Annotated in this window: 18 protein-coding genes and 1 rRNA gene; 11 read left to right on the forward strand and 8 right to left on the reverse strand. The window is 36.2% G+C overall.

Annotated features, from left to right (window positions below):
* Nucleotides 1-119 precede the first annotated feature (119 nt).
* Nucleotides 120-229: ribosomal RNA gene (rrf, locus tag LNQ34_RS18870) — 5S ribosomal RNA — on the forward strand.
* Between the two features lie 51 nt (nt 230-280).
* Here rrf and LNQ34_RS18875 read toward each other — a convergent pair.
* Complete coding sequence (locus LNQ34_RS18875) at nt 281-478, reverse strand: hypothetical protein (protein WP_230000857.1); 198 nt, start codon at nt 476-478, stop codon at nt 281-283.
* A 579-nt stretch (nt 479-1,057) separates the two neighbouring features.
* Between LNQ34_RS18875 and LNQ34_RS18880 the strand changes: the two genes are divergently transcribed.
* Both LNQ34_RS18880 and LNQ34_RS18885 read left to right on the forward strand, forming a co-directional pair.
* On the forward strand, nt 1,058-1,510 hold the full coding sequence (locus LNQ34_RS18880; RefSeq protein ID WP_202701963.1) for a DUF1569 domain-containing protein: 453 nt from the start codon (nt 1,058-1,060) through the stop codon (nt 1,508-1,510).
* 15 nt (nt 1,511-1,525) lie between these two features.
* Nucleotides 1,526-1,960, forward strand: coding sequence for a Cif family virulence factor (locus LNQ34_RS18885; RefSeq protein WP_202701964.1), 435 nt, complete (start codon nt 1,526-1,528; stop codon nt 1,958-1,960).
* A 5-nt stretch (nt 1,961-1,965) separates the two neighbouring features.
* Here the strand turns inward: LNQ34_RS18885 and LNQ34_RS18890 are convergent, their stop codons facing one another.
* Together LNQ34_RS18890 and LNQ34_RS18895 are read right to left on the reverse strand one after the other, a co-directional pair.
* Entirely contained in the window at nt 1,966-2,610 is a 645-nt protein-coding gene (locus LNQ34_RS18890) for an endonuclease III domain-containing protein (protein ID WP_230000858.1), read from the reverse strand.
* 48 nt (nt 2,611-2,658) lie between these two features.
* Complete coding sequence (locus LNQ34_RS18895; RefSeq protein WP_230000859.1) at nt 2,659-3,525, reverse strand: alpha/beta hydrolase; 867 nt, start codon at nt 3,523-3,525, stop codon at nt 2,659-2,661.
* Nucleotides 3,526-3,664: 139 nt separating this feature from the next.
* On the opposite strand from LNQ34_RS18895, the gene LNQ34_RS18900 reads away from it, so the two are divergent.
* The 6 genes from LNQ34_RS18900 to LNQ34_RS18925 all read left to right on the forward strand — a co-directional run bounded on the left by LNQ34_RS18900 (nt 3,665) and on the right by LNQ34_RS18925 (nt 13,541).
* Nucleotides 3,665-5,092 (forward strand): glycogen synthase, encoded by a 1,428-nt coding sequence (locus LNQ34_RS18900; RefSeq protein ID WP_230000860.1) that lies wholly within the window; start codon nt 3,665-3,667, stop codon nt 5,090-5,092.
* Entirely contained in the window at nt 5,082-6,362 is a 1,281-nt protein-coding gene (locus tag LNQ34_RS18905; RefSeq protein WP_230000861.1) for a glucose-1-phosphate adenylyltransferase, read from the forward strand. The genes LNQ34_RS18900 and LNQ34_RS18905 overlap by 11 nt, the downstream gene beginning before the upstream one ends.
* A gap of 36 nt (nt 6,363-6,398) precedes the next feature.
* Nucleotides 6,399-8,303: a 1,4-alpha-glucan branching protein GlgB gene (gene glgB / locus LNQ34_RS18910; protein WP_230000862.1), complete on the forward strand. Its 1,905-nt coding sequence runs from the start codon at nt 6,399-6,401 to the stop codon at nt 8,301-8,303.
* Nucleotides 8,304-8,798: 495 nt separating this feature from the next.
* Complete coding sequence (locus tag LNQ34_RS18915) at nt 8,799-11,198, forward strand: glycoside hydrolase family 31 protein (protein ID WP_230000863.1); 2,400 nt, start codon at nt 8,799-8,801, stop codon at nt 11,196-11,198.
* A gap of 86 nt (nt 11,199-11,284) precedes the next feature.
* Nucleotides 11,285-12,097: a M48 family metallopeptidase gene (locus LNQ34_RS18920; protein ID WP_202701971.1), complete on the forward strand. Its 813-nt coding sequence runs from the start codon at nt 11,285-11,287 to the stop codon at nt 12,095-12,097.
* A 145-nt stretch (nt 12,098-12,242) separates the two neighbouring features.
* Nucleotides 12,243-13,541, forward strand: a complete 1,299-nt coding sequence (locus LNQ34_RS18925; RefSeq protein WP_230000864.1) for an MFS transporter — start codon at nt 12,243-12,245, stop codon at nt 13,539-13,541.
* 421 nt (nt 13,542-13,962) lie between these two features.
* Here LNQ34_RS18925 and LNQ34_RS18930 read toward each other — a convergent pair whose 3' ends face one another.
* The 5 genes from LNQ34_RS18930 to LNQ34_RS18950 form a co-directional block, all read right to left on the reverse strand.
* The gene (locus LNQ34_RS18930) at nt 13,963-15,792 is read right to left on the reverse strand and encodes a serine hydrolase domain-containing protein (RefSeq protein WP_202701973.1); all 1,830 of its coding nucleotides are present in this window, start codon (nt 15,790-15,792) and stop codon (nt 13,963-13,965) included.
* A 125-nt stretch (nt 15,793-15,917) separates the two neighbouring features.
* Complete coding sequence (locus LNQ34_RS18935) at nt 15,918-16,649, reverse strand: head GIN domain-containing protein (RefSeq protein WP_202701974.1); 732 nt, start codon at nt 16,647-16,649, stop codon at nt 15,918-15,920.
* Nucleotides 16,650-16,670: 21 nt separating this feature from the next.
* Nucleotides 16,671-17,735, reverse strand: a complete 1,065-nt coding sequence (locus LNQ34_RS18940; RefSeq protein WP_230000865.1) for a DUF4097 family beta strand repeat-containing protein — start codon at nt 17,733-17,735, stop codon at nt 16,671-16,673.
* Nucleotides 17,719-18,258: an anti-sigma factor gene (locus LNQ34_RS18945; RefSeq protein ID WP_089077905.1), complete on the reverse strand. Its 540-nt coding sequence runs from the start codon at nt 18,256-18,258 to the stop codon at nt 17,719-17,721. The genes LNQ34_RS18940 and LNQ34_RS18945 overlap by 17 nt, the downstream gene beginning before the upstream one ends.
* On the reverse strand, nt 18,255-18,809 hold the full coding sequence (locus tag LNQ34_RS18950; protein WP_026110196.1) for an RNA polymerase sigma factor: 555 nt from the start codon (nt 18,807-18,809) through the stop codon (nt 18,255-18,257). Before LNQ34_RS18950 ends, LNQ34_RS18945 begins: the two co-directional genes overlap by 4 nt.
* A 286-nt stretch (nt 18,810-19,095) precedes the next feature.
* On the opposite strand from LNQ34_RS18950, the gene lon reads away from it, so the two are divergent.
* Together lon and porQ are read left to right on the forward strand one after the other, a co-directional pair.
* Nucleotides 19,096-21,549: an endopeptidase La gene (gene lon, locus LNQ34_RS18955; protein ID WP_202701976.1), complete on the forward strand. Its 2,454-nt coding sequence runs from the start codon at nt 19,096-19,098 to the stop codon at nt 21,547-21,549.
* A 175-nt stretch (nt 21,550-21,724) separates the two neighbouring features.
* Nucleotides 21,725-22,744: a type IX secretion system protein PorQ gene (gene porQ, locus LNQ34_RS18960; RefSeq protein WP_202701977.1), complete on the forward strand. Its 1,020-nt coding sequence runs from the start codon at nt 21,725-21,727 to the stop codon at nt 22,742-22,744.
* The last annotated feature ends 4 nt before the right edge of the window (nt 22,745-22,748 follow it).

Here is a 22,748-nt window from a genome sequence, read left to right on the forward strand (position 1 = left end):
CTGAGTGAAGTCTTATTTGTTTCTTTATCTCAGTATGTTAAAATATTGTTTTAATTTATAATTAACAATTTATAATTGATAATTAATAATTAAAAAGTTGCCCAAGCAACTAACAACCTTAAGGTGGTTATTGCGGCGGGGCTCACCTCTTCCCATCCCGAACAGAGAAGTTAAGCCCGCCTGCGCAGATGGTACTGCAGTTATGTGGGAGAGTATGTCGTCGCCTTTCTTTTAAGAACCCTATCCAAATCGGATAGGGTTTTTTGTTTTATAACGTTTTTTAAATCTTTGCGGTTAAAAAAAATAACACACGGATGAAACGGATTCGCCAGGCGAAAACGCGGATTGAAACGGATTTTTTATTGGATTCAAATTGCTTTTGCTCTTTCAGGGCGAAAATGACATTATTTTTATTTATTTCATGGTGCTTTGCACCATGCTCTTTGCTTTTCGGGCTTTCAGCCCTTTTTTCTTGCATGCTTTGCGTAAACCTTCGCGCTCTTTGCGGTTAAAAAAAATAGTACGCGAACGATACGGATTCGCCAGGCGAAAACGCGAATTGGAACGCATTTTTTTTGATTTGCAGAAATGAAAATTGCTTTTGCCCTTTCAGGGCGAAAATGACATTATTTTTATTTATTTCATGGTGCTTTGCGCCATGCTCCTGCTTTTCGGGCTTTCAGCCCTTTTTTCTTGCGTGCTTTGCGTAAACCTTCGCGCTCTTTGCGGTTAGAAATTAGCTCATAGATGATTTATGGTCCTTTTTTTCTTTAAATATTCTTTTTATCGTTGACTGCGTTAGGGATGGAAGTGATATCCTTTTGCGATACCCATACTTCTAAAAAAAAAACTGAAACTTCTATCGCAAAAGATTTAGCGGACAGCCCGACCCGTAGGGGAACGCCATAACTATCTTTACTATATTTTTGCTCAGTAGAAATTAATTTAAAAATCTGTGAGTAATTTTTTTTTCGACGGTTTAAAATCAGAGATTGTAATTTCAGATAAAAATCATATTTTTACTTTAGTGTTTAATTGATCTAAAAATCGGAATACGATGAAAAATGTCTTTTATAAAGGAGATTGTGATGAGTTTGTAAAACGTATTAATTCGCTTCAACCGGATTCGAAAGGGCTGTGGGGAAAAATGGATGTAGCTCAAATGCTGGCACACTGTAATGTTTCCTATGAGATGGTTTACGAGGATATTCATCCCAAGCCGGGTTTCTTTTTGAGGTTTATTTTAAAGACATTGGTTAAAAATAAGGTGGTAAGCGAGACACCGTATAAACATAATAATCCCACTGCATCTCAATTTATCATAAACGGCAGTCGTGATTTCGATCTTGAAAGAGATAGATTGATTGCTTACATTAATAAAACGCAATTGCTGGGTGAAAAAGATTTCGACGGTAAAGAATCGCATTCTTTTGGTAGATTAACTGCGACAGAATGGAGTAATATGTTTGCTAAACATCTGGAGCATCATCTGAGTCAATTTGGGGTTTAATTTTATGCTTTGCTTATGAGAATGTTCTGTATTATCAGTTCGTTATTTTTGGGATTAGCTGTAAACGCACAGCAGCAGGAAGTCCAAAAGAGTATTGAAACTTTTTTTGAGGGTTTTCACCAAAGAGATACCGTAAGAATGAAATCTGTTTGTGCGGATAAAATAGTCCTGCAATCTATTAGTGAGAGTTTGGTTAAAGGAAACAAACTTACAGAGGAAAATTCGGGTAAATTCTATAAGTCAATTGCTACCATCCCATCTAATATTGAATTTTCTGAAAAGATTTTAAGCTACAATATTCAAATTGACGGAACAATAGCACATGTTTGGGCACCCTATCAGTTTTATGTGAACGATAAACTGAGTCACTCGGGAGTAAACACTTTTACTTTGTTTAAAGAAAAAGACAACTGGAAAATCATCTATCTGATCGATACCAGAAGAAAATAATGCTTTTATGCAATTTCAGTTGCAAAGTAATAACAGGAGTCTGCCAATGTGCACTCATCGCATTTGGGTTTGGGTCTGCAGGTTTCTCTTCCTAAAAAAGAAATTGCCATCCCAATTTCAGACCAAATGGTTTTGGGTAAAACCTGCATTAGGTCTTTTTCTGTTTTAATTCCGTCTTTACTCTCTTTGATAATACCAATTCTTGGTGCTACGCGTATGACGTGTAAATCGGCAATAATTCCTTCTGCCGGTTGATGAGTTTCTCGTAAAATTACATTGGCTGATTTTCTTCCAATACCTTTTAAAGCGGTTAATTCTTTCATGGTTAATGGAATGTTTTCATCATTTTGAACCGTTTTTGCAATTTCCAAAAGCCATTGTGCTTTTGTGGGATAATTACGGACTTTGCTTATGTAAGGAAGGAAAGCTTCTGCATCGGTTTGAGACAGACTTTTTAGTGTGGGATATTTTTCAAATAGTGCTGGTGCAATTTTATTGATGTTGGCATCAGAATCCTGAGCAGATAGAACAACCATTACTAGCAATTGATAAGTATTTTGATAGTCTAAAGGATGTTTTCTTCCTTTATATTTACTTAGGATGGGTTCCAGTTTTGTTTCCCAATTTGTTGTTTCTCCAAATAAGTCCATTTTTAATTTCTTTAGAATTGAACAATAGAAAGTATAACTATCACAAAATTAAGGGGTTTTGATGAAATCGAGTATTTTTTTAATGACATTTTGATTGCCAAGAATTTTTCGGTGTCCCAAACCTTCTGTTAGATATAAAGTCCCATTTTCCAGTTGTTTATGAATATGGATTCCTGCTTTCACCGAAACTTCAGGATCATCATGATCATGAATTACGAGGACTGGTAGTTTAACTTTCTGAGCTGCTTTGTAAGCCGAAAAATCATCCATTTTTACCTGATACTTCTTTTCAAAATGGTCGCGCAAACGTTCGCTTATTTCTGGTTTTAGCTCTAGCTTGGCTACAAAATCATCCAATATATCCTGTACTATATCACCACTGCCAATTACTATTGCCTTTTTTACCTTTAATCCGTCTTTAATCGCGTTTAGAACCGACATTCCGCCTAAGGAATGGCCGATAGCAAATTCAAAAGGACCAAATTGTTTTTCAATTTCTAAAATTGAAGCAATAAATTCAGACATGATCGTACTTTTTCCTTCGGATTTTCCATGTGCTGGAGCATCAAAACTTACCGTTGAAAAGCCATTTTTTAAAAGTTCATCGGCTATTTTGAATAATTGGGTTCCTCTTCCGGCCCAACCGTGCACCAGTAAAATTTTGCGATCACTTTTCCCATATTCGTACGTAACCACGCTTTTATTAATTACGGGAACATAAATGGTTTTTTGAATACTTTTTTGCTCCATATCGAATTCGCGTTTTGGAACTTTATGTTTTACAGGAGTTGTGAAAAGTTTTGCGGCATAAGTGGTAACCAGTTTTGTCGAAAAAAAGGCACAAATTTTAGCGGATGCAATAATAAACTTGGGAATTTTTAGAGATTTAGTAGGATTATTTTCCTTTTTTGACATATCAATAATTTTTTTCTGAGGGCTGAATTCTGTTTATTTTTTCCTAAATTTAAAAAAAGATAAAAGTAACACATTAATAGATGTTTACTGAAAAAAAGAATTGAGAAAATAGTATTTAGTACGCATATAAATTTTAAGAATGGAAATATTTCACATCAGTGCAGAGTGTTATCCAATGGCAAAGGTGGGGGGGTTGGCCGATGTGGTTGGCGCATTGCCTAAGTATCAGACTAAAGCTGGTCACGACGTTCGTGTTGTGGTCCCTTGTTACGATACAAAATTCAGAAAAGAAAACGATTTTGAATGTGTTCATTGGGGAACTGTGAAGCTGGGGAATTTTAATTTTCCGTTTAGTGTTTTGAAAGAAACAACAGATAAACTGGGATATGAGTTGTATCTGATTGAAATTAAAGAATTGTTCGATCGCCCAAATGTTTACGGATATGAAGATGATATTGAAAGATTTGTATCCTTTCAGATTGCGGCTTTAGACTGGATTACAGCACGGAATAAAGTTCCGGATGTTTTAAATTGCCACGATCATCACACCGGATTGATTCCGTTTTTAGTTCAATATGCATACAAATATGAAAGCCTTAGCAATGTAAGATCAGTAATTACGATACACAATGGTCTTTATCAGGGTTGGTTTGGTTTTGATAAGCTGTTTTATTTGCCTGAGTTTGATTTGAAACATGTTGGTTTCTTAGAGTGGGACCATTCGATTAACTCATTAGCAGTAGGAATCAAGTGTGCCCATGCTGTGACTACGGTTTCTCCAAGTTATCTCGATGAAATTAATAATGCAGCAAATGGTTTAGAAGCCCTTTTTAAAGCTGTTCGGCACAAATCAAAGGGGATTTTAAACGGGATTGATTTTGAAGTTTGGGATCCTGTCAAAGATCAAATGATAGAGAGTAATTATTCGATAGATACTTTTGAGATCGGAAAACAGCAGAACAAAGAAAAATTGTGTGAGGAGTTTGAACTCGATCCTGCAAAACCATTATTCAGTTTTATTGGACGTCTGTTTGAGGAGAAAGGTGGGGATTTGCTTCCACAGGCTTTGGCACTGGCATTATCTGAAAATTTTGAAAATATTAGTATACTGATTCTTGGATCAGGAAATTCGTTGATTGAAGAACAATTGGTTCAATTGCGAAATGATTATAAAGGGAATTACAACGTTTTTATTGGGTATAATGAGGCATTAGCACATTTGATTTACGCAGGAGCAGATTTTATTTTAATGCCTTCGAGAGTTGAACCTTGTGGCTTAAATCAAATGTATGCGTTGCGCTATGGAACGGTTCCGATTGTGAGAAGAACCGGAGGTTTGAGAGATACGGTAATAGATTTTGGCGACGATGGTAATGGGGTGTGCCATGACCAGGCTTCGGTAGGGGATATTTGTTATTCGATCAATCGTGCTGTAAAATTATACGGGGATAAAATTAGTTTTAAAAATATTAGAGCGAAAGGAATGGGGACAGATCATTCCTGGGAGCGTGCATGCCAAGAATACATCGAGATATACAACCTAATAATTGAGAAAAATGAAATTTAAGAAGAAGAATGTAGTTGCCATTATTTTAGGAGGAGGACAAGGATCACGCTTGTTCCCATTAACCGAAACCCGATCTAAGCCCGCAGTTCCAATTGGTGGAAAATACCGATTGGTGGATATTCCTATTTCCAATTGTATTAATTCTGATATTTTTAAAATATTTGTCCTGACACAGTTCAATTCGGCTTCTCTAAACGCACATATTAAAAACACTTTTAATTTTAGCATCTTTAGCCAGTCGTTTGTAGATATTCTGGCAGCAGAACAAACCCCAGATAATCCAACCTGGTTTCAGGGAACAGCTGATGCCGTTAGGCAATGTATGTCACATTTTTTAAAACACGAATTTGATTATGCCTTAATTTTATCCGGAGATCAATTGTATCAGATGGATTTTAATGAAATGCTCGAGGCTCACATTGCTGCTGATGCTGCGATTTCGATTGCGACATTACCGGTGAATGCTAAAGACGCACCTGAGTTTGGAATTCTTAAAACCAATCATGAGAGTTTTATCGAAGCTTTTATAGAAAAACCCCATGCTTCATTGTTACCCGAATGGGAATCTGATGTAAGTGAACACATGAAGGAGAAGGGAAAAAATTATCTGGCTTCTATGGGAATCTATATTTTCAACCGTGAATTACTCGTAGAACTGATGGCTGATCCGGAAACAAAAGATTTTGGAAAAGAAATCATTCCGCAGGCTGTAGGCAAACATAAAATTCTGAGTTACCAATACGAAGGGTATTGGACGGATATTGGGAATATTGAATCTTTCTTTGAAGCTAATATTGGCTTAACAACCGATATTCCTGAATTTAATTTGTTTGATAATGACAACAAAATTTTTACAAGACCCCGATTATTACCACCGTCTAAATTTAGAAATTCTACCATCAATCAATCGCTGATTTCGGAAGGATGTATCATTAATGCAAAGGAAATTAAAAGTTCAGTCATTGGAATCCGTTCCAGAATTGGAGAGGGAACTGTATTAGAGAATTGTTATGTGATGGGGAACGATTTTTATCAGGATCTGGACGAACTAAATCGTGAAGCCGCAATCCATAAAATTCATGTTGGTATTGGTGAAAACTGTTTCATACAAAATGCTCTGATTGATAAGAATGTCAGAATTGGAAATAACGTTCACATTAGCGGTGGAAAACATTTGGATAATTTTACGAATGAGTTGTACAGTATCAAAGATGGTATTGTTGTGATTAAAAAAGGAGCTGTTCTCTCTGATAATTTTAGAATTGAATAAAATGCTTACAATTAATTATTGCCTTAAAAACCAAATATGTCTAAAGTAATTACGCATTCTCTCTTTACCGAATTTGATATTAATTTATTCAAAGCAGGAAAACACTATCAGTTGTACGAAAAATTAGGAGCGCATTTAATTGAGGTTAATGGGGTAAAAGGAGTGTATTTTGCCGTGTGGGCCCCAACAGCGCAATCGGTTTCTGTGGTGGGTGATTTTAATTATTGGACACAGGGCGAACATGCTTTACAGGTGCGTTGGGATTCTTCAGGAATTTGGGAAGGATTTATTCCGGAGGTTTCAAAAGGAACTTTGTACAAATATAAAATTCAATCGAATATTGACGGAATTGTTACCGAAAAAGCAGACCCATTTGCTTTATATTGCGAAAAACCACCTCATACCGCTTCTGTGGTTTGGGATTTGGATTATAACTGGAAGGACGAAAAATGGATGCAATCACGTCAGGAGAATAATGCGTTAGATAAACCTCACTCGGTTTATGAAGTGCATTTGGGATCCTGGAAACGTGGCGAACATAATCGCTTTCTAACCTATTTAGAACTGGCAGATGATTTGGTTGCGTATGTAAAAGAAACGGGGTTTACGCATGTAGAATTTATGCCAGTTATGGAATATCCTTACGATCCTTCATGGGGATATCAGCTCACGGGATATTTTGCACCGACTTCGCGTTTCGGGAAACCGCAGGATTTTATGGTTTTGGTAGATAAATTACACCAGGCCGGTATTGGCGTTATTCTAGACTGGGTGCCGTCGCATTTTCCTGATGATGCACATGGTTTAGGCTTTTTTGACGGATCGCATTTATACGAACATCCGGATCGTCGAAAAGGGTATCATCCGGATTGGAAAAGCTTGGTTTTTAATTATGGACGCAATGAAGTTCGCGCTTTCCTCATCAGCAATGCCGTTTTCTGGTTGAAGCATTACCATGCCGATGGTTTGCGTGTGGATGCCGTGGCGTCTATGTTGTATCTCGATTATTCTAGAAATGAAGGGGAGTGGGAACCGAATATTTATGGAGGAAGAGAAAATTTGGATACGATAAGTTTTCTTAAAGAATTCAATGAAGTAATCTATGCTAATTTTGATGGAGTTCAAACTATTGCAGAAGAAAGCACGTCGTTTCCTATGGTTTCCAGACCAACGTTTACAGGAGGTTTGGGCTTCGGGATGAAATGGATGATGGGCTGGATGCACGATACTTTAAAGTACTTTCAAAAAGAAACCGTTTACCGAAAATACCATCAGAACGAGCTGACTTTTTCGATGACTTATGCTTTTACCGAGAATTTTATGTTGCCGTTTTCGCATGACGAAGTAGTGCATGGAAAAAAATCGATCGCCAATAAAATGCCAGGCGATGAATGGCAAAAATTTGCCAATTTAAGATTGCTGTACGGTTATATGTTTACACATCCGGGAGCTAAGTTATTGTTTATGGGATCTGAATTCGGGCAAAGTGATGAATGGAATTTTGAAAAAAGTCTGGATTGGCATTTACTGCAATACGACTACCATTCCGGAATTAAAAAAGTAATTACAGATTTGAATCAATTATACAAAACTCGTCCTGCATTGTATGAAAAACAATTTTCGGGAGAAGGTTTTGAGTGGATCAATTATTCGGACCATCAGAATGCGGTTTTATCGTACATTCGAAAAGGAAACAATCCGAAAGAGAATCTGATTATCGTTGGCAATTTTACACAGGTAGTCCGTGAAAATTACAGAATAGGAATTTCAGAAAAAGGTAAACTGCAGGAAATTTTTAATAGTGATGCTGTTATTTATGGAGGAAGCGGTGTAGGAAATCCTCAGTCATTAACAATAGAGTCATCGCCTTATGATGGGAGAGATTATTCCGTAGCTTTAAATTTACCGCCTTTGAGTATCACCGTGTATTCATTTGTATAAAGGACACACGGATGACACCAATTTAGACTGATAAGCACGGATTTTACATTTAGATTGTTTAAAGTCAGTATTGTATAGTTGTATAGTTGACTTATTAGTTCGTTTAGCGGATAGTCCTATAAAATAGTTGATAAGGATCAGGCAGATTTTGGTAAAATCATTTTAATTCTTTCAATCTGTGGCAGATAAATTGGTTTTAGTTTGTGCAATTCGTGGCAATAGAAAGTAATTTATATTGATGTCAATGAAAATCCATCAAATGCGTCTCATCCATTCGTATTATTGAGTTATTTGTCCGCTTAGCGAACAGTCAATATATTATTTTATCAGTTTCACGTTCTTAGATTATCGATTTGTTGAATTTTTAAGAAGATATTTAACACTCATTCAGAAAAAACGTTTTCGTGAATAATCCTTTTATTTATAGAGGTTTATAATGTTTTTTTGTATGTTTGAAAGGGAGACTAGCGTTATATAATTAATACAGAAATCGACATGATTACAAATACAGCATTAGAATACAAGGGCGATTTATATCCATCAAAAATTATCTCGCATCAACATGAAGGAGATTCTGTTTTTTTTCATACTGACAATAAAGTAATCTTAAAAGTCACTATTCTTAGAGACAGTTTGATTCGCTTTCGTTTTACCACAAAAGGGTATTTTAGTAATGATTTTTCGTATGCCGTCGATAAAACACAGCTTCACGGTTACAACTTTTTAGAGCTCACAGAAGAAGAAGCTTATTTCCAAATCAGAACCAGTAAAGTAAAATGTAAAATTCAAAAAAGAGATTTGCGTCTCGCTATTTACGATTTAAACGATTTTCTTATTCTGGAAGATGAACTTGGTTTTCATTGGGAAGAAAGTTACGAATACGGGGGAAATATCGTAAAAATGAGTAAATCCTCTAAAGACGGGGAGTGTTTTTATGGTTTAGGAGACAAAGCAACACAAATGAATCTAAAAGGCAAAAGACTTGAGAATTTTGCCACCGATCAATATGCTTACCAAAAAGAACAGGATCCGTTATACAAAGTGGTTCCGTTTTATATTGGTTTGCACAACAAATTATCTTACGGAATCTTTTTTGACAATACCTTCAGAACCTTCTTTGATTTTTGTCAGGAAAGAAGAAACGTTACCAGCTTTTGGGCAGAAGGTGGAGAAATGAATTATTATTTCATCTACGGTCCGCAAATGCAGGATGTAGTAACGACTTATACCGATTTGACCGGAAAACCGGAACTGCCGCCGCTTTGGGTTTTAGGATACCACCAATGCAAATGGAGTTATTATCCCGAAAGCAAAGTAAAAGAAATCACTTCAAAATTCAGAGAACTCAAAATTCCGTGTGATGCTATCTATCTCGATATCGATTACATGGAAGGATTCCGATGTTTTACCTGGAACAAAAACTATTTTCCCGATCCTAAAAAAATGGTAGCCGAATTGGCCGAAGACGGTTTCAAAACAGTTGTGATCATTGATCCGGGAATTAAAATAGACAAAGACTATTGGGTGTATCAGGAAGCCTTAGAAAAAGATTACTTCTGCAAAAGAGCCGATGGGCCTTATATGAAAGGGAAAGTCTGGCCGGGCGAATGTAATTTTCCCGATTATACAAACCCCGTAGTAAGAGAGTGGTGGGCGGGGTTATTTAAAGAATTAATTTCAGATATTGGCGTAAAAGGAGTTTGGAACGATATGAACGAACCCGCTGTAATGGAAGTTCCCAACAAAACATTTCCAACAGATGTACGTCACGTATACGACGGAAATCCATGCAGCCATAGAAAAGCACATAATATTTATGGCACACAAATGGCTCGAGCCACTTATCATGGGGTAAAACGTTTTGTCTACCCTAAACGCCCCTTCGTGATCACCAGATCAGCCTATTCCGGGGCACAGCGTTATACTTCTTCCTGGACAGGCGACAACGTTGCTACCTGGGAGCATTTATGGATTGCCAATATTCAGGTACAAAGAATGAGCATATCCGGAATGGGATTTACAGGTTCTGATATTGGAGGTTTTGCCGAACAGCCTACCGGAGAATTGTACGCCCGCTGGATTCAGTTAGGCGTATTCCACCCATTTTGCAGAACGCATTCTTCCGGAGATCATGGCAATCAGGAACCGTGGGCATTTGATGAAGAGGTCATAAACATTACCCGTAAGTTTGTGAGCCTGCGTTATCAGTTACTCCCTTATTTATACACCATGTTCTGGCAGTATATTGAAGAAGGAGTTCCGATGTTAAAACCCTTAGTATATTACGATCAGGAAGATACCCAAACCCATTATCGTAATGATGAATTCATCTTTGGGAATCAAATTTTAGTATGTCCGATACTCGAACCAAATGCTGTCGGCAGAAGAATGTACATTCCAAGAGGAGAGTGGTACAATTACTGGACCAACGAGTTTGCGACAGGAGGTAGGGAAGTCTGGATTGATACTAAATTTGATGAAATTCCGGTTTTTGTAAAAGCAGGCGCCGTTATTCCGAAATATCCCGTACAGCAATATGTTGGCGAACTAGAATTTGATGAATTAACACTCGATCTGTATTTTAAACTCGGAAAAGAAAAGTCAGTCGTTTACGAAGACGCACAGGACGGATACGATTATAAAAAAGGACGTTACAGCTTTTTATCTTTCAGAACCATCGGAAAAGAAAAAGAACTGATCATTCAGTTGCACAAAGAAGGAAAGTATGATACACCGTACAGTAAGTATAAAATCAATTTAATCGGACTGCCTTTTAAAGTGACAGAAATTGAAATCGATAATGAGAAAATCGCATTTGACAAGGAAGGTTTTGAACTTAATCATTTTTTAATTGTGGATAAAGAGTTCAACGAACTTCATATTGTTGGGGAATAGTATAATCCTGATATTTTTTTTGGTAATTATATAAAAGTAGAAAAATTAATAATCGTATTTTTGTATGTTGTTATAATACCACTATCATGAGAAAACATCTAGCATCAGGCTTACTTGCCGTTGTTTTAGCGGCCGGTTGTGCGACCAATCCCATCACAGGAAAACAAAGTTTGAATTTTGTTTCAAACAGTGAATTATTTCCATCTTCGTTTCAGCAATACAATACTTTCATATCCGAAAACAAGGTAATTACGGGAACTGCAGATGCGAAAAAAGTAGAATTGGTAGGAGGAAGAATTAAGGCAGCAGCCGAAAAATACCTGATCTACTTAGGACAATCGCAGTATTTGAAAGATTATCGTTGGGAGTACAAGCTTGTAGACAATAAAGAGGTGAATGCGTGGTGTATGCCTGGAGGAAAAATTGTGGTATACTCGGGAATTTTACCGATAACACAAAACGATTCCGGTTTAGCTACCGTTATGGGACATGAGGTTTCACACGCTTTAGCGAATCATGGCGCACAAAGAATGAGTGCCGCACAGTTACAGCAAATAGGAAGCGTCGCTTTAGGAGCAGCCACAAGCGGTAAAACCCAGCAAACACAGGAAATATTTGCACAGGCTTATGGTTTGGGGACTCAGGTGGGAGTAATGTTGCCGTTCAGTCGTAGTAATGAAACGGAGGCAGATAAAATTGGCCTAACGTTAATGGCCATTGCAGGTTACAATCCGGATGATGCTATTTCATTCTGGAGCAGAATGTCAGCCAAATCCGGAGGATCGGGAACACCGGAGTTTATGAGTACACACCCTTCAGATGCATCAAGGATTGCCAATATAAGAGCTTTAATACCGGAAGCAAGAGCGACAGCACTTAAAGTTGGAATCATTAAATAGATTTTTTACGATAAAATACGCAAAGCTATCCTTTTTAGGGTAGCTTTTTTTATGCTGATAATTTATTAATACATGAATTACTGAAAATTGATTTGATTGTAATAAAAAAGAAATAAATTCGTAGCCTGTTAACAAAACCATTACTATGAAGAACCTACCAAAAGGAGATAAGAAATTATTGAATGCCTGGGCATTTTACGACTGGGCCAATTCGGTTTATACACTAACGATTGCATCGGCAGTATTCCCTATTTTTTACGAAGCTTTATTTACTGACCGAGATCATTATATTGATGTATTTGGAATGCATCTTAAAAATTCGGCCTTAATTAGTTTTATTACCGCAGCAGCCTTTTTGGTAGTATCTTTTATCTCTCCTTTATTATCCGGAATTGCCGACTATGTGGGGAACAAGAGAGTATTCATGAAATTCTTTTGTTATATGGGAGCCTTGTCTTGCATGGGATTGTATTGGTTTGATCTCGAGAATATTTATGTTGGATTGGCTTTTTATTTCTTAGGATTGCTGGGATATTGGGGCAGCTTGGTTTTTTACAACTCCTATTTACCGGATATTGCTTTTGAAGAGCAGCAGGACAAAATTAGCGCCAAAGGGTACTCAATGGGGTATATTGGAAGCGTTATTTTGTTAGTTATCAATCTTGTGATGATAATGGGGGCAGAAGACGATACAGCCAGAATGAAAGCCATGCGCTATTCGTTTATAATGGTTGGGGTTTGGTGGATTCTATTCAGCCAGTATACCTACTATTATCTGCCAAAAGGAAGTAAAGCGAGTGGTCAGAAATTAACTACTTCAGTTGTTTTTAATGGCTTTAAAGAGTTAAAAAAAGTTTGGGCTTTGCTAAAAGATAACATTGCTCTAAGAAGATATTTAAGCGGATTTTTTGTTTCAAGTATGGCGGTGCAAACGGTAATGCTTGTGGCGACTTATTTTGGAGCACAGGAAATTGAGTGGGCAACCAAAGAAGATAGTACCATTGGATTAATAAAATGTATTTTGATCATCCAGTTAGTAGCAGTTGTTGGAGCAGTTTTAACCTCAAGAGCTTCGGCTAAGTTTGGAAACATTCCAACTTTGATTGTGATCAATAGTGTTTGGGCTGTATTTTGTGCTTTGGCGTACTTTATAGTATTACCAATGCATTTTTATGTGATGGCTACCGTTGCCGGATTTGTGATGGGAGGTATTCAGGCATTGTCCCGTTCGACTTATTCAAAATTATTACCGGAAACAGAAGACACCGCCTCTTTCTTTAGTTTTTACGATGTAGCGGAGAAAATCGGAATTGTAATCGGAATGTGTGTTTATGGTATCATCGATCAGATCACCGGAAGTCCGCGTGCCGCAATTGTGATTTTGGCCATCTTCTTCGTTACTGCCATTTTCCTTTTAAGAAGAGTGCCAAAAAAGGCACTTTAAAAAGCTGCTCTGTGGATGAAGTATAATGAATAACACGAATTGTCACTAATTTGTTTGTGTAATTCATTTCACAAACAAGATCAACGGACTAAAATTGGTGTAAATATTATTTTAACACATAGATACATAGTTAAAATACAAGGTAAGACGTTTCACTATAAATAAAACACATAGTACTATGTGAAAGAAATTTATTTCTTTTGTATCCTCTTTTAAGAATTAAAATCTATGTTTCTATGTGTTAAAATTTTAGCGTTTCAATCATCAAAACATAGATTATAGCTTGCTCTGTGGATGAAGTATAATGAATAACACGAATTGCACGAATTGTCACTAAGCATTGGCTCGCCTTTTAGAATTTGTGCAAATTCGTGGAATTCGTGTTCAAACTAAAGCTTTAAAAAGTTCCTCTACTTTTATTTTATTTAGATTTAAGCTGCGCATTGATTTTTACAAGCATTTGTACAGCATTTTCGTTTTTAGGATTTAACTCCAACGATTTTAAATAATTCTCTTTAGCAGGAACTAATTGTCCAATGGCTTCATAAATTTCACCCAAGCTGTCAAAAGCATTCGCAGAAGCCGGATATTCGGAACAATTAAGAGCAAAAATCTGAACCGAAAGATCCGTTAGTTTCTTATTAAATAAATTATAACCAAAATTGTTTAAATCGTCTTCAAAATTGTAATCAGGATATTTTAATCTTAATTTTTTAAATTGATTGACAGCAGTTTCAAACGTATTCTCACTGAATATCTCAATTAACTGAGTCTGAGGTGTTCTGATTTGTTCCAAGCTAAGCTGCAAAAATCGCGTGGTACTAGCTGCACGTGTGATCGTTATGGCTTGTAATTTATGGTTGAGTAAGTTAAAATGTATCTCGTTGGGATAATTATCGATTTTAAAAGTATTGTTTCCTAAGTAATGCATCTTAGTTTTTTCAGTATCAAAATTCTCTTTTAAAAATGGAGAGTAAAGATAAAGACTACTATTTTCTTCCTCAATTTTAGAGGTTCCCATTCCGTCATATCCATACAGAAATTCAGTATAATACCCTTTTATGGCATTTTTTAATTCTGATGGAATTTTGATTGAATTCGTTTTTATAGACTTTGCCCAGTTTAGTTTTGTGATGACTTCTTTTTCGATGTACGCCATTACGGGAAGCCTGTTAGGTTTATCACCATTGGCTAAAACGACAATTCCGTTACCATTCTTCATGGTAGCAAGTAACTCTCCGCCGGTTCCGGTATTAGAGCCATCATGCGAGAACCAGTCTAGATTTCCGTATCCAAGACTGCGCTGCCATCCGTAACTCCATCCTCTTGGACCTTTCATTGTCACCAGGTTTGTAACCTTTTCAGCCACAGCTTTAGAAATTACTTTTCCTTTACCCGCAAGTGCTTTTTGCAATTCAATCGCAATTAAGGCCAGATCAGTAGGAGTAGACCACAATCCCGAAGGTGCAACTTGTGGCGTTATAGGAATTCCTGTTCGGATTATTTTACCATTACTATTATGTACTTTAGCAGTATTTGTCAGAAAACCATTTTCATTGGGCTGAATCATGGTTGAATTCTGCAAATGCAAAGGATCAAGCAACTGTTCTTTGACAATTTGTGCCAATGGCTTTTTGAAATGATCTTCCAGAGCACATTGAATAACTACATAACCGCCACCGCTATATTGCCACTCGGTTTCAGGTTTGAAAAGAAATTCGATAGGCTTTTTAGATCGGGTTAATAATTTACCCTGCAGACTTTCTACAATTGAGGGAATGGAATCTCCCTGATAATAATCTTCGAAACCGCCCTGACTTGTTCCGGCTGTATGAGATAAAAGGTGTTTCCAGGTAACGGGTGTTTTTTGAGTAAAGTCGCTTTTAGGCAATTGCCATGATTTTAGATACTGAGAGATAGGGGCATTAAGGTCGATTAATCCTTTTTCCTCTAAAATTGTACAAACAATAGCGACGATAGGCTTTGAAATGGAGGCAGTAGAAAAAGCAGTATTCAAATCAATTTTTTCTCCTGTATCCGCTGCTTTTACACCACATTGATTCGTCCAGATTACTTTGTAATTTTCAAAAACGGCAACACTTAATCCTTTAAGATTGTATTTTGACATCATTTCTGGGGTACCATTTTTTAAGCTGTCCAAAGATTTGATTTTTTCAGAAATAGTTGTTTCCTGAGAAAAGGAAAAGGTATAAGAGGTAATCAGAAGTAAAACTAAAAAAGTTTGTTTCATTAGTAATGATTTTGGATTGCGGTACCGCTTTGAAAGTATAAGGCTCAATAATAAAAGAAAAGTAAGCTGTTTGTTCTTTGATTTGATGATGATAAATATTCTTTTATTATTGAGCTTTTATAGAATTAAGCTTTTGAGATACTTCCTGATCCCGAAACTTTTACACTTCGTTTTTCTGGATTTCCGCTGTATCTGACATCGCCGGATCCTGAAACTTTTGCACTTATACTTTCAGTACAGTTTACGCGAACGTCTCCTGATCCCGAAATGGTTACTTCAGTATTTTTTGTTTTAAGATTTGTGGCATCGATATCTCCGGAACCTGATAATATGGTTGAAAAATTCGCTGCATTTCCTTTTAAATTTACATCACCTGATCCGCTTAAAATAAATTCAAGATCGTTGGAGTCTAAAGTCAGATTAAAGTTTCCTGAGCCTGATAATCTTGCCTTAAATTTGTCACTTTTAATTGGATTTTTAGTGCGGATGTCTCCTGAACCTGCAAGGCTCAATTGAGATATGGTTTCAAAAGGTATCGTCATTTCGATCTTTTTTCCAAGACTTGGGGAGAGATTAACGCCTTTCTCAACGTAAACTTTTAAAATATTATTCTCCACTTCAACTTTTATGGCGGCCAATAAATTTTGTTCCCCTTCCAGTGTAATTTTTCCTTCTTTCCCTGCTACTAAATCCACATCAAAAAAACCGGAAATTTTTATACCATCATAATCAGAAGTGGTTCTGGTTTCAGAAACAACATTGCCATTTCCTTTTATCTTTTTATTAGACCATTGAGCATTTGCAATAAAACTGAATAAAAATGCACTGCAAACGAATAATTTAACTGATGTTTTCATTGTTTTGATTGTTTTAGATTGTTATTTTTTGATTAATGCAGCATTACCATAGCTGGTAGTTACCGTTATTTTGCTTTGTCCTTTTTTCTTGTTGTAACCGCTTATTTTTTTAGCACTGCCTTTGCTTTCCGTCACCGATGTTTCTAATGAACTGTCGTACTTGATACTCCCATATCTGGTGTTAATGTCAAAATCAAAAGAAAGATCAGCGCTGTAACCCAGTGATACATTCGTGTAGCTGCTCGTAACATTCACATTCTTTTTTTTCTCATTTAGAGTATCCACATTTATCTTTGAATAAGCAGTGTCAATATTCAAATTACCGGTGAGCTCCCCAACAGAAACACTTAAGTAATTTCCGGAACCCGTCAGCGAACTGATTTTTTGAAGTTTAAAAGTAGAGTAATTACTATCATATTTGATGTTCTGACCTTCATCAAGCAAATACAAATCAGTGTAATTGGAGTCTATATTTAAGTTTCCGGAATGGGTTATTTTCAGGTTAGAATAGCGCGCTTCAATATTTCCGTTTTTGATAGATTCAATGGTTGAGTTCTCGCAATAGCCAATTTCAATTCGATTGCTGGAACCATTTAGTTTCCCTAACGTTATTTTTCCGTATTTACAAGTAATATCTGTGGTAGATTCTAAACTCAGCGTTGTGATATCTCCATACTTATTATTAAGTTTTACCGAACCGTTTTTCGGAATCTTAATGACATAGTTAATTTCAAAGAAATCAGCACTTCCTTTACTTCTTAACGAAGAATTCCCAAGATTTGTCACCGCAGTAACCATCGATTTAAGAGCAGTAATGTCAACATCAATACTGTTAATTCTTTGGTTGGCCCAACTTTCATTTTTGCTGGTTGCCTTTATAGTAATGTCAATGTCGATTTTATCCTCATTCCAGGTACTGACCGTGATGTCTCCGTATTTGTTGTCAATATCAATACCTGCGTTCGAATTTACGATATAGGTTTTTTTAATGTTCTTTTGCTTAGTGATGTAACTATTATCATCGTTTGAGAATCCTAAAAAAGGAAGCAAAAGGAATAGGATGAGTATTTTATAATGTTTTTTCATGTGTAGTGTTAGTTTTAAAATTTTCATTTTCTTCAATGCGTTTCAATACTGTTTGTAAAAAGGAAATACGTGTTTCCAGGTTACTGATCATGGCATAAATAATTTGTTTGTTTTCGCCGTTTTTCTGCAATTCTTTCATGATTTTTGCATAATCGGTATCAAACACCTTCATTTGTTTTAAGGCATCGTTAATAATCTGTTCATTCTGAGGAGAACTTTTTTCTTTTAATTTTACTAGCTCATTATCGATTAAAATACTGAATATCGAATCGGTTCTTTTGGCTTCCTTTGAAGCAAACTTATACTGTTTAGGCTCCTGGTAACTGTTGTAGAATATAGATACCCCCAACAATACCACAATTGAAGCAGCAATGGCCCAGACCGCATGATTTTTCTTCTTAGGTTGTTTTTTGTTTAATTTATTTAAGAAATCAAGCTGATGGTCAGAAGTTAATTCGGCTACATCCCATTGGTTCTCAAACTTTTTGAATAATTGATCTAAATCGTCATTTTCCTTTTTCATATCTCCTCTAATTTTTTTCGTAAACTTTCTTTTGCTCTGCTTAGCGTCGTCCGGCAATTAGCATAACTGATGTTTAATATTTCACTAATTTCCTCCTGATCGTAACCCTCAATATAAAAAAGGGTTAAAACCATACGATAATTGTCTTTCAGGTTTGAAATCGTATCTAAGACTTGTTTTACTTTAAGTGAATTCAGGTCAATGCTGTCACTTAATACACTGTCATTTTCCTCTATTTTATAAAGGGTTTTAGTCAAATCTTCTGCCTGAAAAGCATTATTCTTTTTATAAAAATCAATACTGTAATTGATGATTATTCTTTTTAACCACGCACCAAATGCTACTTCTTGTTTATAGTCATTGATTTTTGTAAAAGCTTTCAGAAAACCTTCCTGCATGACGTCCTGTGCAAAATGTTCATCTTTCACAATGCGGAATGCCACATTGTACATCGCTTTACAATAACGATTGTAAACTTCGAACTGCGCTTTTTGGTTGTTCTCCTTACAAAGCGTGATTAATTCTTCGATATTCTGGTTAGTTATACTCAAGTAATTGTTGCTAGTTTTTAATAATGACTTTGCTTTTTTGGGTTTGTTACAGTTTTGATAAAATTAATTTTATTTTTTTTTAAAATAATTGTCTTTCTTAGGTTATTTAACTTCTATCATACAATTTCAAAACTTTCTTTTTTGCTTTTGGCACAATGATTGTCTATTTTTACCGCTAATCTTGTAAATGAAATACTTTGCATAGATTTAGCTGAAACTACCGCCTGTAAAGTTATATTTGCGGTTAGTATGAAATATTTAATGACAAAACGACTTATATACTATTATGTCAAACCATAAAATACTCACAATTGACAATCTGTCACTTCAGGAATTTGACTCAGAAGCAGATTTGATTCCATTATTAACTCCGGAAGACGAAGAGGAAATGAATAACGAAGAGCTTCCGCTCTCGTTGCCTATTTTACCATTGCGCAATACCGTTTTATTTCCGGGAGTTGTTATTCCGATTTCGGCAGGAAGAGATAAATCAATCAAATTAATTAATGATGCCAATGCCGGCGGAAAAATTATTGGTGTGGTTTCTCAAATTAATGAAGAAGACGAAGACCCGTCAAAAGATGATATTCATAAAATTGGAACCGTAGCCAGAATTCTTCGCGTTTTAAAAATGCCTGACGGAAACGTAACCGTAATTCTACAAGGTAAAAAACGTTTTGAAATTGACGAAGTAGTTTCAGAAGAACCTTATATCACTGCCACGATCAAAGAAGTTTCAGAAGAACGTCCGACAGAAGATGATACCGAATTTACCGCAATTTTAGATTCAGTAAAAGAACTGGCAATTCAAATTATAAAAGAAAGTCCAAACATTCCGTCAGAAGCTACTTTTGCGATTAAAAACATTGAAAGCCAGTCGTTTTTAATCAATTTTGTTTCTTCCAATATGAATTTATCCGTAAAAGAAAAACAAGGTTTGTTATCGATAAACGGATTAAAAGAACGCGCGCTTGAAACTTTGCGTTACATGAACGTGGAACTGCAAAAATTAGAATTAAAGAACGACATTCAGTCAAAAGTTCGTTTTGATTTAGACCAGCAGCAGCGTGAATATTTCCTTCACCAGCAAATGAAAACCATTCAGGAAGAATTGGGAGGCGTTTCGCAGGAGGAAGAAATGGATGAAATGGGATTGAAAGCCAAAACCAAAAAGTGGGACGAGAAAACGCAGAAACATTTCGAAAAAGAATTGTCTAAAATGCGTAGAATGAACCCGCAATCTCCTGATTTTGGAATTCAGCGTAACTACCTGGAATTATTTTTAGAATTGCCTTGGGGTGAATATTCTAAAGATAAATTCGATTTAAAACATGCACAAAAAGTATTAGATAAAGATCATTTTGGACTTGAAGAAGTAAAGAAAAGAATGATTGAACATTTGGCTGTATTGAAACTTCGTAACGATATGAGATCGCCAATTATTTGTTTGACAGGACCTCCGGGAGTTGGTAAAACTTCTATCGGTCGTTCGGTTGCTGAAGCTTTAGGACGTGAGTACGTACGTATTTCCTTAGGTGGTTTACGTGATGAAGCTGAAATTCGCGGACACAGAAAGACTTATATCGGTGCTATGCCGGGACGAATCATTCAGAGTTTGAAAAAAGCCGGAACTTCGAACCCTGTTTTTATACTGGATGAGATTGATAAATTGTCAAGCGGTAACAGTGGAGACCCTTCTTCTGCTTTGTTAGAAGTATTAGATCCGGAGCAAAACAATGCTTTTTACGACAACTTCCTTGAAATGGGGTATGATTTGTCTAAAGTAATGTTTATCGCAACTTCAAACAATATGTCAGCCATTCAACCGGCATTACGCGACAGAATGGAAGTAATCAAAATGTCCGGTTACACCATCGAAGAAAAAGTTGAAATTGCCAAAAGACACCTTTTTCCGAAACAATTAGAGGCACACGGATTGACAGCTAAAGATTTGACCATTGGTAAAAAACAACTGGAAAAAATCGTAGAAGGATACACACGCGAATCCGGAGTTCGTAATTTGGAAACTAAAATTGCTCAGGTCATTCGTAATGCAGCAAAAGCAGTTGCGATGGAAGAGGAGTACAATAAAAAAGTAACCGACGAAGATATCGTGACCGTTTTGGGGGTACCAAGATTAGAACGCGATAAATATGAAAACAACGATATTGCAGGAGTAGTGACAGGTTTAGCCTGGACGAGTGTGGGTGGAGATATTTTGTTTATCGAATCTTTGATTTCTGAAGGAAAAGGAGCTTTGACCATTACCGGAAACCTTGGTAATGTAATGAAAGAATCGGCTACAATTGCTTTAGAATACATCAAAGCCAATGCTAAAAAATTAGGCTTGAATGTTGAATTGTTTCAAAAGTACAATATCCATTTACACGTACCCGAAGGCGCAACACCAAAAGACGGCCCAAGTGCCGGAATAGCCATGTTGACCTCTTTGGTTTCATTACTTACACAAAAGAAAGTAAAGAAAAGTTTAGCCATGACAGGTGAAATTACGCTTCGAGGTAAAGTCTTACCGGTAGGCGGAATTAAAGAAAAAATCCTGGCAGCAAAAAGAGCCAATATTAAAGAGATCATTTTATGTCATGAAAATAAAAGCGACATTGATGAAATTAAAGCCGAATATTTAGAAGGACTTACTTTTCATTATGTGAAAGAAATGAGTGAAGTTTTGGCTTTGGCATTGACGGATCAGAATGTTAAGAACGCGAAAACGCTGAAATAAAGTATATACTTAATCTTCAATACAAAAATTCCAAAATCCAAATTCCAATCTGAGACCTCAGTTTTGGAATTTGGATTTTTTTATTGGAATTTATTTTTATTGTATTTTATTTTTATAATTGATATAATTTTATCTTCGCACTTGCGTTATCCCTCTATAGGATCGCCCCAAAAGAATGTTAAAACAATTTGTTTTATTTTTATTAGTAACAATTTGCTCCATTAGTTATGGGCAAATAGGAGGGCGTCACACCTATCAGTTCTTGAATTTAACGACTTCTCCAAGACAGGCAGCGTTAGGAGGAGAAACCATCACGATTTATGACGAGGATGTCAATCAGGTGATGTCTAACCCAGCAGCTTTAAATGAAGATATGGACAATCGTCTTGCTTTGAATTATGGGAGTTATTATGGAGAAGCTTCTTATGGAACCGCTTCGTATGCCTATACTTACGACAGACATGTGCAGACATTCTATGCAGGAGTAAGCTATGTCAATTATGGTTCATTTGAAGGTTATGATGAAAATGGTCAGGCCACTTCTAATTTTACTGGGAGTGAGGGCGCACTTTCATTAGGGTATGCTTATAATGTTCCTTATACTGATCTGCATATTGGAGCAAGCGCTAAGTTAATAACTTCAACTTTAGAGAGTTATAATTCGATGGGAGGAGCAATTGATTTAGGTTTTTTGTATGTAATTGAAAAAAATGATGTAAATTTGGGTTTGGTAATCCGTAATATAGGTACACAGTTTACAACGTATTCGGGAATAAAGGAAAATTTACCATTTGAAATCGTGGCTGGAGTTTCTCAGGAATTAGAGCATGTGCCCCTTCGCTGGCATCTTACATTAGAAAATTTGCAACAGTGGAACATCTCTTTTTCGAATCCCGTTCGTGGGGGAACCGGCATAGATGGATCAACAAACAAAGAAAAAGTTTCGTTTTTAAACAACGCATTAAGGCATGTTGTTTTAGGAGTGGAACTTTTCCCAAAAAAAGCATTTAATTTGCGTTTAGGATATAATTTTAGAAGGGGAGAAGAATTACGGGTGAATGAACAACGTAATTTTTCAGGAGTGTCAGTAGGATTTGGATTAAAAATGAACAGGTTAAAATTTAACTATTCTTATTCCAGATATACGTTAGCAGCAAATACAAGTCTTTTTGGTCTAATTTTAAATTTTCAGTAATGAT

The sequence above is a fragment of the Flavobacterium lipolyticum genome (assembly GCF_020905335.1).
GTDB classification, from domain to species: domain Bacteria; phylum Bacteroidota; class Bacteroidia; order Flavobacteriales; family Flavobacteriaceae; genus Flavobacterium; species Flavobacterium lipolyticum.